The 14,438-nt window shown below is 33.9% G+C and carries 9 protein-coding genes, 1 tRNA gene and 1 pseudogene; 5 read left to right on the plus strand and 6 right to left on the minus strand.

Annotated features, from left to right (window positions below):
- Nucleotides 1-43 precede the first annotated feature (43 nt).
- Entirely contained in the window at nt 44-682 is a 639-nt protein-coding gene (locus CGC47_RS01005) for a ribonuclease H1 domain-containing protein (RefSeq protein ID WP_013997285.1), read from the minus strand.
- 265 nt (nt 683-947) lie between these two features.
- On the opposite strand from CGC47_RS01005, the gene CGC47_RS01010 reads away from it, so the two are divergent.
- Nucleotides 948-1,280 (plus strand): PadR family transcriptional regulator, encoded by a 333-nt coding sequence (locus CGC47_RS01010; protein ID WP_018278810.1) that lies wholly within the window; start codon nt 948-950, stop codon nt 1,278-1,280.
- 2 nt (nt 1,281-1,282) lie between these two features.
- Entirely contained in the window at nt 1,283-3,211 is a 1,929-nt protein-coding gene (locus CGC47_RS01015) for a PspC domain-containing protein (RefSeq protein WP_042001003.1), read from the plus strand.
- A gap of 71 nt (nt 3,212-3,282) precedes the next feature.
- On the opposite strand, the gene CGC47_RS01020 is transcribed toward CGC47_RS01015, so the two are convergent.
- Nucleotides 3,283-4,353: an o-succinylbenzoate synthase gene (locus CGC47_RS01020; protein WP_042001005.1), complete on the minus strand. Its 1,071-nt coding sequence runs from the start codon at nt 4,351-4,353 to the stop codon at nt 3,283-3,285.
- Nucleotides 4,354-4,375: 22 nt separating this feature from the next.
- Nucleotides 4,376-8,836 carry a DNA polymerase III subunit alpha gene (dnaE, locus tag CGC47_RS01025; protein WP_095899867.1) on the minus strand — a complete coding sequence of 1,487 codons (4,461 nt, stop codon included), beginning with the start codon at nt 8,834-8,836 and terminating at the stop codon, nt 4,376-4,378.
- A 365-nt stretch (nt 8,837-9,201) separates the two neighbouring features.
- Between dnaE and CGC47_RS01030 the strand changes: the two genes are divergently transcribed.
- Both CGC47_RS01030 and CGC47_RS01035 read left to right on the plus strand, forming a co-directional pair.
- Nucleotides 9,202-11,745 carry an AAA family ATPase gene (locus CGC47_RS01030; protein WP_041998727.1) on the plus strand — a complete coding sequence of 848 codons (2,544 nt, stop codon included), beginning with the start codon at nt 9,202-9,204 and terminating at the stop codon, nt 11,743-11,745.
- A gap of 51 nt (nt 11,746-11,796) precedes the next feature.
- On the plus strand, nt 11,797-12,849 hold the full coding sequence (locus CGC47_RS01035; RefSeq protein WP_172458708.1) for a DUF1848 domain-containing protein: 1,053 nt from the start codon (nt 11,797-11,799) through the stop codon (nt 12,847-12,849).
- Between the two features lie 108 nt (nt 12,850-12,957).
- Here the strand turns inward: CGC47_RS01035 and CGC47_RS01040 are convergent, their stop codons facing one another.
- Nucleotides 12,958-13,140, minus strand: coding sequence for a WYL domain-containing protein (locus tag CGC47_RS01040; protein ID WP_232779670.1), 183 nt, complete (start codon nt 13,138-13,140; stop codon nt 12,958-12,960).
- 33 nt (nt 13,141-13,173) lie between these two features.
- Between CGC47_RS01040 and CGC47_RS01045 the strand changes: the two genes are divergently transcribed.
- Nucleotides 13,174-13,695: a hypothetical protein gene (locus CGC47_RS01045; protein ID WP_041998733.1), complete on the plus strand. Its 522-nt coding sequence runs from the start codon at nt 13,174-13,176 to the stop codon at nt 13,693-13,695.
- Between the two features lie 173 nt (nt 13,696-13,868).
- Here CGC47_RS01045 and CGC47_RS01050 read toward each other — a convergent pair.
- A tRNA-Met gene (locus CGC47_RS01050) sits at nt 13,869-13,941 on the minus strand.
- 44 nt (nt 13,942-13,985) lie between these two features.
- A pseudogene (locus tag CGC47_RS01055) lies at nt 13,986-14,390 on the minus strand (hypothetical protein); the annotation flags it as partial.
- Nucleotides 14,391-14,438: the final 48 nt, after the last annotated feature.

Consider the following 14,438-nt stretch of genomic DNA (forward strand, 5'->3'; position numbering starts at 1 on the left):
ACTTAAAAACGATTGTTTTTATGTAATCTGAGTACTCATTTTTTTAACTTTTTCTACCAAAATCGGCGGGGATTTCTCCCCAAGCTTTGGTTTCCCATTTTAAGATGCGGTTGCTAAAGGTGTTTTCATTTAGCCAAGTTTCAGCACGATCAATAAGTTCAAAGATTTTTTCGTTAGCTGCGGTAGGCTTGTTTTTGGTTTTACATTTTTTTAATCGTATCCAATTGATGGCTATTTGGCTATCACTATATATGGGTATATTGAGTTGCTTTTTTTTCAGCAGTGCTAAGGCGTGTACTAAGGCTAAAAATTCTCCAATATTGTTTGTGCCTTGTGCAAACGGACCGATACGGAATATTTCGTTGCCATCTTTGGTATTTACGCCTCGATACTCCATAATACCTGGGTTTCCGCTACAGGCGGCATCTACCGAAATGGAAGGAGTTATAGGTTTGCCGATGCGTTGTAATTCGGTAGGGGAGAGTGTAATGGAACTGATTTTCTTTCCCTTATAGTCATCATATCTTCCTTTTAGTGCTTTTTGGGCTTCTTGTAGCGTTGGGAATCCTTTGTATTTAGCGGTAGGATATCCGTGAACTACACGCTTACAAGCATTCCACGAATCGAATATCCCGATTTCATACCCTTCCCAAACCACATAATATTTATTTTTTGAAGCCATATAGTAATCAAGTATTGGTTTTGTCGTGCGAATATACGTTTTTATTTCAAAGCATAAAGGAAAAATTAAGTTACAAGGAAAAAGTTGAAAAGGTGAAAAATTTAAGTGACCAGTTTTGTATTCTTTCTTAACTTTTAACCTTGGAACTTGAACCTTGATTCTCGGAACTTTAAACCTGAAACTTTTTTAAATATATTTTAGTACTATGTATTGCATAGTATTTTTTATTGTTATATATTTGCCCTAACAAAATACCTTATATAATATGGAGACAATTAACACAGAAAAAACCAAAACACAGATGCGAAAAGGCATCTTGGAGATGTGTATTCTTTCCATAATCAGCAAAAACAAAGAGGCATATGTTTCGGATATTATTGAGGCTCTGAAATCTGCTGATATGATTGTAGTTGAGGGAACACTTTACCCGCTTTTAACACGGTTAAAGAATGAAAAATTACTCGACTATAATTGGAAAGAATCCAATTCGGGACCACCCCGAAAATACTATGTGCTGACCGATAATGGCACAACTTTTCTGCAAGAAATCGTGAAATCGTGGCAAGAACTACAAACAATGGTTAATAAAATTATTTAGTTATGGACAAAACACACAATATCAGTTTGGGCGGATTTTCATTTTTGATTGAAGATAAAGCCTATCAAGAACTTTCAAAATATTTAAACGAAGTACGTAAATCACTCGGAAATACTTCTGATACCAACGAAATCATTTATGATGTGGAACAACGAATGGCTGAACTGCTCAAAGCTCAAATGAAGGGTAGGGAAGTGATTGTAAACCAAGATGTTGATTATTTAATCAGTGTTCTAGGGCGACCAGAACAATACGTTGATTTAGAAGAAGAAACTCAAAAAGAAGCGAAATTTACTACTAATGAAAAACAAAACCGAATAGTTGAATTCTTCCGACATAAGAAGCTATACAGAGATTTGGAGAACAAATTGTTAGCGGGTGTTTTTGCAGGATTCGGGCATTTTTTGGCAATTGAAAAAACGTGGTTGCGTTTTGCTTATCTTTGGTTGTTTGCACTTTCTGCACTTATTTTCAGACATATATTCTATTTTTCAAAGGTAGATTCTATTGTCGTGTTTTTTCCGTGGTTAGCAATTTATGTGCTTCTGGCACTGATAATTCCGTCAGCGAAAACCACTGCAGAGAAACTAGCAATGCACGGAAAAGCAGTAAATATTGACACTATTTCTTCCATTAAGGAAATAAAAATGCAAAATGGTTTGCAACTCACTCGAAGCCTTGAAAGTCGAAAACTCTTTGGAGTTTTTGGAGGACTTAGCAAACATTATGGCTGGAATGTAACGGGCGTACGTATTGCTTATGTGATACTGACATTGGCAACTATCCCTTTATTTGAAGGTTTTTTCACTTTTGTATTCATTTTATGTTATGTATTTTTGGTATTGTCAATGAACAAAAGAAAAACTATTTTTGAAAAAGAAGATGATTATCTAACTGAAGATGATTTTAATGTAGAAAGTGACTTTTCGCAGGAAAACACTCCAAAACAGAAAATGGAATTTGTGTATAAAAAATCAGATTTTAGCATCTGGAGCATCATACGCGGATTTTTCAAAGGCGTTTTGTATGTTATTATTGGTTTTGTGATATTGATATTATTATTTGTCTTCTTTTCACTTTTTTTGGTATTTTTGGGGGTAAATGTTGCTTTTTTAGGGGTAACAGGAGCTCTTGCAACGATGTACGATTATCTACCATTTTTATTTGCAGGTTCTTGGCAGTTATCAGCGGTTTATATCGCCTTAACGATGTTACTATTTGTAGCGATTTGCGTTCCAACAATGGTGCTTATCCGATTGTTTTCATCGAAAAGCAAAAAGATTTCCAAAAACTGGGTGATTGCCAATGTATTGCTATTTTTTATTGGAATAATAGTGATGTTGGTAGTTGCGGGAAATACAGCTCGAGATTTTCGTTATCACAGGTCAGTATCTAAAAATATTCCGTTAGAAAATATTGCAGATACGCTGAAAATCAAAGTCAAAAGATGGGATAATTATGGAGATTCTTGGAATCTTTATATAGAAGATGACGGGAAAGCAGTTATTGAAGATAATAATTGGGTAGAAATAAAGCGAACAGAAAGAACTCCATTTTTGGAAATTTGGACCTCTTCTCAAGGAGCCAATGGCAGAGATGCTGAACAAAATGCTAAAAAAGTAGATTATCCACTGGAAATCAGCGGAAATACAATCACCATTCCTGAATATTACATCTTAGATAAAAATAACAAATTCCGAATGCAGAAAGTAACCCTATTGTTAAATGTTCCTGATAATGTAGTCTTTACAGTCGATTCAGATATTGATACTTTTTTTGAACAAAACTATTATTGGCTTAAAAAGGGCAATCACTATCGCATATACAACGATAGCTTAGTAAATACTGCCACCAATCTAAAAGAAGATAGCAAACGAAAAGAGATTCGATTTCATAGTAGAGGTAGATGGCACAAACAAACGGTAGATTAACGTAAAACCTAAAAACAGGGCAATTTTCAACTTCTTGAAAATTGCCCTGTTTTCTTATAAGTGATTAACTTTCAAGAGAAAGTCGTGCTTTGGCTGTGGTTTGTTGGTAATGGCATTACTTCCCACGGAATACTTGCTTTATAGCCTAAAGTACCCTTTTCTACTAACAAAGGGGAGGCAATGTTATTGGTATATAAAGCTCCTGTCCCTAATCCTTGAGGCATTGGATTATTAAGTGTAAAAGTCCATTGGGCAATGGCATTCAGTCCGATATTACTTTCTAAGGCACTGGTTATCCACCAACCTATTTTCTGTTTCTCGGCAAGGGAAATCCATTCTTCTGAATTTTTATATCCTCCTAAAAGAGAAGGTTTTATGATGATATATTGCGGTTTTATTTCTTCCAAAAGCTTTTTTCTGTCAGAGAAGTGAATCACTCCAATAAGTTCTTCATCTAATGCAATCGGAATAGGTGTATTTTGACAAAGAGTTGCCATTTGTTCAATCTGGTTTGCCTTAATTGGCTGTTCAATGGAATGTAACTCTAATTCACTCAGACGTTTTAATTTTTCCAAAGCTTCTTCTGGTGCAAATGCTCCATTAGCATCTACACGAATTTCAATATCTTGTGTCAAAAATTCTTTCCGTAGATTTTTCAAAATTTCATATTCCTGTTCAAAGGCAATTGCCCCAATTTTCATTTTGATACAATGAAAACCCTGTACGAGTTTCTCTCGTATTTGCGATTTCATAAACTCGGGAGTACCCATCCAAATCAGTCCGTTAATAGGAATGTTAGACTTTCCTTGCGTAAAATCAGAAGGGAATAAAATATATTGATTATCAGATTTTAATGACCTAAAAGCTTGTTCTACACCAAATTGAATAGAAGGAAACTCGGTAAGTTCATTAAGTAAAGATGTTTCTCCTAATGCTATATTATCGCAGACCCACTGCAGTTTGTTTTCATAGTCGGGGCGGTCATCAAAGCTTAATGATTTTAGCAAACCACATTCGCCAATTCCTTTTTTTTCTCCATCGGTAATTACTAAAAAATAGGTTTCTTTCTGGGTCAGTATTCCTCTTGATGTTCCCGACGGACGTTTGAAATTTAAAATATATTTTTCGTAAAAAGCGTTCATCAATTTTTTTGATTGAAAGTATTTAATTTTCTTCGATTAATTCAACTTCTAATTGCTCTTCTTCTTCGACTTCCTCTTTCTTTTTGGTAATCAATTTCTCCATTTTTCGGTCATTCAAGACGTATGAAACTGATTTTTGGTCTAGTTCTTCAAGAAATTCTTTTGAAATATCGACTTTCAGTTGTCCATTGTCCATATTTAGATGTATATTTTCTTCCATATTATGCACAATGAACGTAATTGGATAATTTCCTTGATGTTTTTCAATGATATTTTTATAATTTTCAATTAAATCTGTTGAAATATCTTTGATATTTAGATGTAAAGCGATTTTTTTTGCTAAACTAGCAAGTACATCTTGTAATTGTATCATCATTGTAAACTGAATGCGAGGTTCTGCCTTTTCGTTGCTATCTTTCTTCTGCCAACCTTCTTTGACTAGAAATTTACAATACAGAAAAGTACCTAAAATGAGGTAGTTACGAAATTTTAAATAATCATCATTAAATAATCTGAATTCGTGCGACCCTTCGTAATCTTCCAAAATAAATGACGCCCAACCTTTTCCGTTTTTAGAGGTACGATGCTGGACATCGGTAATCATTCCAGCAATACTTATTTCTCTGTTAATCAAGGGAGAAAGGTCTTGTAATTGTGTAAGTGATAAATTACAGAAATTGTCCAATGAATGTTTAAAATCATCTAACGGATGTCCTGAAATGTAAATTCCCACAACTTCTTTTTCACGACGTAATTGTTCCAAATTTCCCCAACTTTCACAATTCGGAATGGTAGGTTCAGGAATTTCAACTCCCGAACTCTCTCCGAATAAACTCATTTGAGGGGAGTTTTTGTTTTCCTGATATTTATTGCCATATCGGATAGCTTTTTCTAAAAAGACAATCCCATCGCCTTCATCGTGAAAATATTGAGCTCGATGCACTTTGGTAAAAGAATCAAATCCACCTGCCAGAGCAATGTTTTCAAAGGCTTTTTTGTTAATATTTCTGAAATCTACACGTCTGGTTACATCAAAAATAGAAGTATAATTTCCATCTTTTCGGCTATCAACAATGGTTTCTACTGCATTTTTTCCAACCCCTTTGATGGCTCCCATTCCAAAGCGAATGTTTCCGTCTTTATTTACAGTAAATTTATAAAACGATTCATTTACATCAGGGCTTAACACTTTGATTCCCATACGTTGACATTCTTCCAAAAAGAACGAAACTTGCTTAATATCGTTCATATTATTGGAGAGTACCGCCGCCATAAATTCAGCAGGATAGTTGGCTTTCAAATATGCAGTTTGGTATGCAATCCAAGCATAACAAGTGGAATGCGATTTGTTAAAAGCATAACTTGCAAAGGCTTCCCAGTCCTTCCAAATTTTTTCTAAAATATCCGCAGGATGCCCGTTTTTGATACCTCCTTCCACAAACTTAGGTTTTAGTTTTTCAAGCAAGGCGAAAATCTTTTTCCCCATTGCTTTACGAAGCATATCAGCATCACCTTTGGAAAAACCAGCCAACTTCTGAGAAAGTAACATTACTTGCTCCTGATATACCGTAATTCCGTAAGTTTCTTTGAGGTATTCTTCCATTGCATCAAGGTCATACACAATGGGTTCCGTCCCGTGTTTGCGTTTGATAAAACTCGGAATGTACTCCAAGGGTCCTGGTCGGTATAGGGCGTTCATCGCAATTAAATCAGCAAAAACAGTAGGTTTCAGCTCTCGCATATATTTTTGCATTCCAGGCGACTCGTATTGGAAAATCCCCACAGTTTCACCACGTTGGAAAAGCTCGTACGTTTTTTTGTCATCAATCGGAATTTCATCAGGATTGATTTCTATGCCATTCCGCCTTTTTATAAGTTCGACAGAATCTTTAATCAAGGTGAGTGTCTTAAGCCCTAAAAAGTCCATTTTTAGCAGTCCAGCACTTTCCACAACGGAGTTATCAAACTGAGTAACAAATAAATCCGAATCTTTAGCGACTGAAACAGGCACAAAATTGGTAATATCATCAGGAGTGATAATAACGCCACAGGCGTGAATTCCCGTATTGCGAACAGAACCTTCCAGAACTTGAGCTTGTTGCAGCGTTTCGGCAGCCAAATCCGTACCTTCGGCTATTTGTTTGAGTTCGTTTACTTTTGGAAGTTCATCGGAACGTAGTTTTTCTTTCAGCTGTTTGTCGTCCATACTGAAAATCTTTGCCAATTTCATATTTGGCACGAGCTTGGCAATTCTGTCGGACTCGTGCAAAGGTAAATCCAGTACACGAGCGGTATCCCGAATGGAAGATTTCGCCGCCATCGTTCCGTAAGTGATGATTTGAGCCACCTGATTTTTTCCGTACTTGTTGATAACGTAATCCATTACTAATGAGCGTCCTTCGTCATCAAAGTCAATATCGATATCGGGCATACTTACGCGGTCAGGGTTGAGGAAACGCTCAAAAAGTAAGTCGTATTTGATTGGGTCTATGTTCGTAATTCCGAGGCAATAAGCTACTGCCGAACCTGCCGCTGACCCCCTTCCTGGACCTACGGAAACACCCATTTCACGAGCTGCTGCGATAAAGTCCTGAACGATAAGGAAATACCCAGGATATCCTGTTTTTTCAATAATCATCAATTCAAAATCCAATCGCTCAATAACTTCTTCAGAAAGAGGAAGTTCGTAACGTTTTTCTGCTCCGAGATAAGTCAGATGTCGGAGATATTTGTTTTCTCCTTTTTTTCCGTCAGGGTCATCTTCTACCAGAAATTCGTCAGGAATTTGAAATTTCGGCAACAAAACCTCTCGAGCTAAGTTATAAATCTCAATTTTATCGATGATTTCTTGAATATTTAGAATGGCTTCAGGAACGTCCTTAAACAAAGTTTTCATTTGCTCGGCGGACTTGTAATAATATTCCTGATTGGGCATCCCAAAACGATATCCGCGACCTCTTCCGATGGGAGTTGCCTGTTTTTCTCCGTCCTTTACACACAGCAAAATATCGTGTGCGTTGGCATCTTTTTGGTTGATATAGAATGTGTTATTGGTAGCTACAAGCTTTACTTGATGTTTTTTAGATAGCTCTATAAGTACTTGATTGACACGATTTTCATCTTCTTGATTGTGTCGCATTAGTTCAATGTAAAGGTCTTCACCGAAAAGATTTTTCCACCAAAGTAACGCTGTTTCGGCTTGTTTCTCTCCGATATTCAGCACTTTGGACGGAACTTCGCCATTCATTCCACCTGTTAATACGATGAGGTTTTCTTTATATTTCTCAACGATATTTTTGTCAATTCTCGGTACGTAATAATAGCCGTCGGTATAAGCAATGGAAGCCATTTTTGCCAAATTGTGATAGCCATTTTTATTTTTAGCTAACATAACAACTTGGTAACCATTGTCTTGATGGCTTTTGTCTAAATGATTTTCACAGACATTAAATTCGCACCCGACAATGGGTTTAATTTCGATTTCGGAAGGAGTTTCGCCCTTTTCTATAGCTTCATCATTTTTGGCTTTGGCGGATTTGTTGTACCCCAAAACTTCCTTGATGAAATGAAAAGCCCCCATCATATTTCCGCTATCGGTCATTGCCACGGCAGACATTTTCTCTTGAATGGTTTTCTTAACCAGACTTTGTATAGATGTAGTAGCTTGTAATACAGAGAATTGTGTGTGATTATGCAAATGAGCGAATGGAGCTTTTTCCAACAAGGCGATATTTGCATTAAGCTCTTGCTCACTTAATCCGCTTCCTGATTGCTTTTGAATTTCTTTACGAATTTCTTCCGAAGCTTTTTTCAGGTTGATGTGTTTTAGCCCAATGGGTTGAATTTCGGTTGGGTTATATTGTTGAAATTCAGTAATGTATTCAGCCGAAATATCTTTTGTTTCAAATCCTTGTCCGATGCGTATCAATTCAAAGAAACAACGGGTAGTTGCTTCCACGTCGGCAGTGGCATTATGTGCTTCTGCAAAAGGAACATTGAACAGAAATTCGTGTAACTCGGTGAGTGTAGGTAATTTATAACGACCACCACGTCCCCCAGGGATCTTGCAGAGTTCTGCTGTGATTTCGGTACAAGTATCCAAAACGGGCATATTAACAAGCGGACTATCAACACCATAGCGATGAAATTCGGCACCCATAATATTGATATCAAACCCAATATTTTGCCCCACCACATAAGTTGATTTTTTTAGAGCTTCATTAAACTCTTCGAATACTTTTTGAATTGAAACTCCTTGTTGTTGAGCTAATTCGGTAGATATTCCGTGTACTTTTTCAGCATCGTACGGAATGTTAAAATCATCAGGTGTGATGAGAAAATCTTTATGCTCGATGAGTTTTCCGTGTCGGTCGTGCAACTGCCAAGCAATCTGTACGGCACGAGGCCAATTATCTGAATCTGTGATAGGTGCGTCCCAACGTTTTGGTAAACCTGTGGTTTCGGTATCGAAAATTAAGTACATAATTGTAAAAATCTGAACTACAAAAATACGATTTTTTTAAGAAATAAACTATGAGTAAAACTTGTGCATTTCAGCTACAATTTGCTGAATTTTTTTAATACATCTACATCTTTTTTGAGAAATAATTTAAAATTTTCACTACTTTTTTAGATGTTTTAGTGTTAGTTTCATTTTTTGTTTTTACAATGATAAATAGAATGAAAAATATTTTATATTCTAAACAATAAATAATTTTATATCAAATTTTTGTTAATAATAAAAAAATGTAACTTTGTTTTCAGAAAAAATCATAGTGTATTTTTTTAGTTTTAAGATAAGATTCTATTTTTTATTTATTAACTAACTCTAATAAATTAAGATTAATTATGGAAACCTATGAAAACATTCTTTATAGAAGAAAATTATTTGATATAAACCATATTATACAAATTTCAAAGGATTTAGTTCCTAATGATAGAAAAAGTAAACCTTGGCAGGAATTAAAACACGGAGAAGATTTATTAGAAGCAGAAGACGAATTAGCTTGCTATATCGCTGCTTATGGCGAAATGCATAAAATAAAATGTTATGCAGCCTTTCAAAACTTCCCTTTCGATCAGTTAAACGAAGTTATTGAAATTGTAGATTGGGGATGTGGACAAGGAATAGCTTCTTTATGTTTCTTACAAGTTTTAAAGGAGCGAGACAAAGGCTATTATGAACAATTTATACGAAAAATAACACTTATAGAGCCTTCTAAATCAGCTTTACAAAGAGCTGTTTTTAATCTAAGTTTATATACGGAAGGGAAAATTAATATTGAAGTGTTTAATGAATATTTACCCTCTAATAACAACGTATCAGAAAATTTTAATCAATTATCGTTTAATAGTCCGATTACAATTCATTTATTTTCAAATATTTTAGATATTATTTCTATTGATTTAGTGCGTTTGTTTGAATTGATACAAAAAGCAAGTAAAAGAGAAAAACATTTTGTTCTTTGTATAGGACCCAGAAATAATAATAGAATTCGTATTGATCATTTTTGTGAATTATTTAGCCCTATCTCTTTCTTTTCGAATATAGATAATCCAAATTATGGCTATACTTCGGACACGAAGCATCCTTTTACATGTTACACAAAGGGATTTGAGTTTAATAAGCAAGGGCTAAACACAAACAATAATATCATTGAGAAAATACGTAAACAAAAATATGCTATTGAAGATACCTATACTGATTATGATGAAAAAATTGTAAATTATGGAGTTGATGATGAATGGTATTCTTTCTATGCGAAAATTCGAGGTTGGCTAACAGAAAATGATACTCTTTTTGTAAAACCCAATATCAACGGTGATATTGTTGATATGATAATTATTAGACCTAATGCGGGAATTTTACTAATAGGCTGTATAAAAGATTTTTTTAAAGAAGATGACAAAAGTGACATTTTAAGAAAAGTAGATAATATCCGTGATAATTTAGTTGATATGTATCTTGAAGGATTTAAGGAAAAAATGATCCTAAATAAAAATTTCCAAAAAGTAATAAAAAAAGTATTGTATTTTTGTAACTACACAACCAAAGAAATAAACGAAATATTTAAGGGAACTGAAAAAAATAGAAATTATAATATCATATATGGCTATGATTATGATAAGAATTTCTTAGATAATATATTACCCCAAAATCAGTTATTCATCCAAGATATATATGATAATTTTATAAAACTGTTGGGATTAAATTGGCATTCTTACAAAGAAGGTGTTGAAATCAATTTAACCAAAGAACAAAAATTATTGTCTAAAAATAACTATTCTCAAAAAATAGCAGGGATAGCAGGTTGTGGAAAAACACAAGTTTTAGCGTTACGAGCGGTTAATGCACAAATTAGGTCAGGTAAAGACGTTTTAATACTATTATTTAATTTGACATTAGTCAACTATATAAAAAACAGATTAGCAGATGTTAGAGCTGATTTTTATTGGAATAAGTTTTATATAACGAGCTATCATCAATTTTTCAAAACACAAGCCAATAATTTAATGATAAAAGTTAAATCAATAGAGCCATTTGATGATGAGAATTATTTTGAAGAAGTAAAAGATCGATTACCAAAATTTCCGACTATTCTTATTGACGAAGTACAAGATTATTCACAACCTTGGCTTAGAATAATAGAAAAATATTTTTTGGAAGAAAATGGAGAGCTAATAGTTTTTGGAGATGAGAAGCAAAATGTTTACAATAAAGAATTAGATGAACAAAAACAAATTATTATACCAACAGTAAGTGGAAAATGGAATAGAAGTTTAAATAAAGGTTTTCGTTTCAGTAATATAAAACTAAAAGACTTAGCTGTTGCTTTTCAAAAAGAATTTTTTATAAACTACCCAATAGATGAAGCAATAGCTATAGACAAAATGAATTTCGATAAAAATTTAGTTGAATATATATGCAATGTAGCTATTCACCCAATAGTTTGGATAGACCAAATATTGAAAAAATACAATTTAGAAGAAAATAAGTTTGTTATATTAGCTCCTACTCACAGATATTTGAGAATGATTGATTATCATTATAGGAGAAAGTTAAACAAAGATGTTTTCACAACATTTGAAACTCAAGAAGTATACGATGAATTGAAAAAAAGATATGGCGGAGACACCTCATATTTTTGGAATGAAATAAAAAAAGTTAGGCGTAATAAGAAGATAAACTTTACTGATAATTTTGAAGGATTAAAATTATCTTCCATTTATAGTTTCAAAGGCTGGGAAGCTGAAAATATCTTTTTGATTATAGAGTCTCCTTCGGATATGGAAACGGAAAAGGGTGAGAAATTTTTTGATTCTCCCCAACTGATATATACAGCCATTAACCAGAGCCAAAAGGAATTTATTTATTTTAAATTTAGGGAATGATAAATATGATCCTTTTTTTGAAAAGTGTAAAAAAAATAATATCATATCATAATGCACGAAAAAATTATTATTACAACAGATAAAGGAGAGCAAGTAGAAGCCGTAGCTCCTGTGGTTATTTCTGCTTCTCGTGCTACGGATATTCCTGCTTTTTTTGCCAAATGGTTTTCTAATAGGCTGAAAGCAGGATATGTGGTTTGGTATAATCCATTTAATCAAAAGCCGATGTACGTTTCTTTTAAGAATTGTAAAGCGGTTGTTTTTTGGACTAAAAACCCTAAACCTTTGTTTTCTTATTTAAAAGAATTGGATGAGCAGGGCATACATTATTACTTTCAGTTTACCTTAAATGACTACGATAAAGAAAATTTTGAAATTAATGTGCCAACCGTAGAAAAACGCATTGAAATCTTCAAAAAACTGTCAGAAATGATTGGAAAAGAGAAAGTAATATGGCGTTTTGACCCAATGATAGTAACAGACGATATTCCTCCAAGGGAAATTCTTCGTCGCGTTTGGAATATCGGAAAACAATTGAAAGGATATACCGAAAAATTAGTGTTTAGTTATATCGATATTAATGGTTATCGAAAAGTTCAAAATAATTTGATAAAAACAACCAATCAGTTTAATAAAGAAAATATTGAAAAATCAGAATTTACAAATGAACAAAAAATAGAAATTGCGGAAGGACTTTTGAAATTACGCGAATATTGGAAAAATCAAAATTGGTATCTTGAATTAGCGACTTGCTGTGAAGACATAGATTTGAGTTTCTACGGAATTTATCACAATCGTTGTGTTGATAGTGAATTAATGAAACGTATTTTTTCTCACGATACCGATTTTGTGTACTATCTTAACTACGGAAAATTCCCCGAGAAAAACACTCTTTTCCCATTAGAGAATTTAAAGCAATTGTCTCCCGAAAAAATGAAAGATAAAGGACAGCGAAAAGTATGTGGCTGTATGATTAGCAAAGATATAGGTATGTACAATACGTGTAGCTATTTCTGTGTGTATTGTTATGCCAATGCATCTCGCGATGCCGTAATTAAAAATAGAAAACTATTTAACGAAGATAACGAAAGCATTATCTATTGAAGAATGCTATTCCTAGTTATAAAAATTATTTTTCTCTAACATTTTTATGCTATTAAATTTGTAAAACTTGTGCATTTCAGCTACAATTTGCTGAATTTCCTTGCGAAACTAATTGGGTGAAATCACCTCAATTTCAGCTCCGTGAGAGAGAATTTCTTGTCGAAAATCATACGTTGGTCGTAAAAAATATTCAAAAAAGGTGTAATTATCTTCCGTTTCGATTTCTTTTTGAGAATGATGTAAACGTCTTTGAGTACCGACAGCTTGGTAATTACGCTCACAGGAGGTCAAGGAAACTGAAAAACTCGCTTTGCCTTTCAGTTTATGAATGACCTAGCACAGTGTTACAAAGTAGGGCATATTTCTATCGAGGAGAATCCTGAAAGCCGTTTGTACAAGGAAAAAGCCTATCAGTATTTGAACCCCACGGCTCTGAACAATATCGAAGCTCACGATGTACGCTCACTTTCCGAAATTGATAAAATCATTCGTGAAAATGAGGTTATTGTGATAGATAGTTTTCAGAAAATCAAAGAGATTGACAGCAAATTTGAAGTGGATAAAGATTTGCGTAAAAAATACAACGGCAAATTGTTTTTAGTCATTTTCCAACAAACCACAGACGGCAAAATGCGAGGCGACAGCAAATCCCAATTTGATGGCGATATTATTCTTTTCACAGAAAAATTCCCGAATTATCAGGAAAATTATGTGTATCCAGACAAAAACCGATACAACCATATCCCCGCCGACCAACTGAAATACAATATTTTTCAGCAAAGGCTGTTACCTATTGAAACCGAAGAGCAAACAACTGAAAATCAAACGTATAATAAAATTTATTAAGAATATGTCAAAAGTTTTTATCACAAACGTTGAAAAGTTTCCTTTCAGATAGGAGTTGATTTATTAGGCTTCCCCCGTTATACTCCCTTTTATACTCAGTACGGATTAAATGGGTAATATTCAACATAAAAAAATACGCCTAAAAGCGTATTTTTCAAATAGTTATAACTTTGTAGCGGGAACAGGACTCGAACCTGTGACCTTCGGGTTATGAGCCCGACGAGCTACCTACTGCTCTATCCCGCGATTTTCTGAGTGCAAATGTACAACAATATTTTATATTACCAAATTTATTTGCGATTTTTTTTGAAGGGGCACATTAAAAGCCTATTTAAATTTTTATTGAGTAAAATTTTTATAGCGGATAATTTGACCATATTTTCTGAGTTTTCTAGCAGTAATTCATAATTTCTACACAATGAAAAATCCTGAAATCCCAAACATACGGCTACTTTATTGCTTCGTGCGGTGGCGATAAGATTGTCCAATCCACGAAAATAAATGGAGGGAAGCTCATCGATAATCACGGAAGATTAGAGTTGTCCTTTTTTATTGATGAGTTTTACGATTCAGGAATTGTAGAGTCCCAAATCTGCCGAATAGATGTTTTGCCTGTCGGGATTATTACTTACACAAAGGATTTTAGGTTCTTTGGGATTGTTAATATCCAATGAAAAATCATCACCTGTCATTACCCCTGATACATCTAATTGTTTGGCAATAAATTTTTGGGATTTATTGCA

The organism is Capnocytophaga canimorsus (assembly GCF_002302565.1).
GTDB classification, from domain to species: domain Bacteria; phylum Bacteroidota; class Bacteroidia; order Flavobacteriales; family Flavobacteriaceae; genus Capnocytophaga; species Capnocytophaga canimorsus.

Coding starts and splice junctions, on each gene's coding strand:
- CGC47_RS01045 (WP_041998733.1), top strand. CDS start 13,174: ATGAATGACCTAGCACAGTGTTACAAAGTAGGGCATATTTCTATCGAG.
- CGC47_RS01010 (WP_018278810.1), top strand. CDS start 948: ATGGAGACAATTAACACAGAAAAAACCAAAACACAGATGCGAAAAGGC.
- CGC47_RS01030 (WP_041998727.1), top strand. CDS start 9,202: ATGGAAACCTATGAAAACATTCTTTATAGAAGAAAATTATTTGATATA.
- dnaE (WP_095899867.1), bottom strand. CDS start 8,836: ATGTACTTAATTTTCGATACCGAAACCACAGGTTTACCAAAACGTTGG.
- CGC47_RS01020 (WP_042001005.1), bottom strand. CDS start 4,353: ATGAACGCTTTTTACGAAAAATATATTTTAAATTTCAAACGTCCGTCG.
- CGC47_RS01005 (WP_013997285.1), bottom strand. CDS start 682: ATGGCTTCAAAAAATAAATATTATGTGGTTTGGGAAGGGTATGAAATC.
- CGC47_RS01015 (WP_042001003.1), top strand. CDS start 1,283: ATGGACAAAACACACAATATCAGTTTGGGCGGATTTTCATTTTTGATT.
- CGC47_RS01035 (WP_172458708.1), top strand. CDS start 11,797: ATGCACGAAAAAATTATTATTACAACAGATAAAGGAGAGCAAGTAGAA.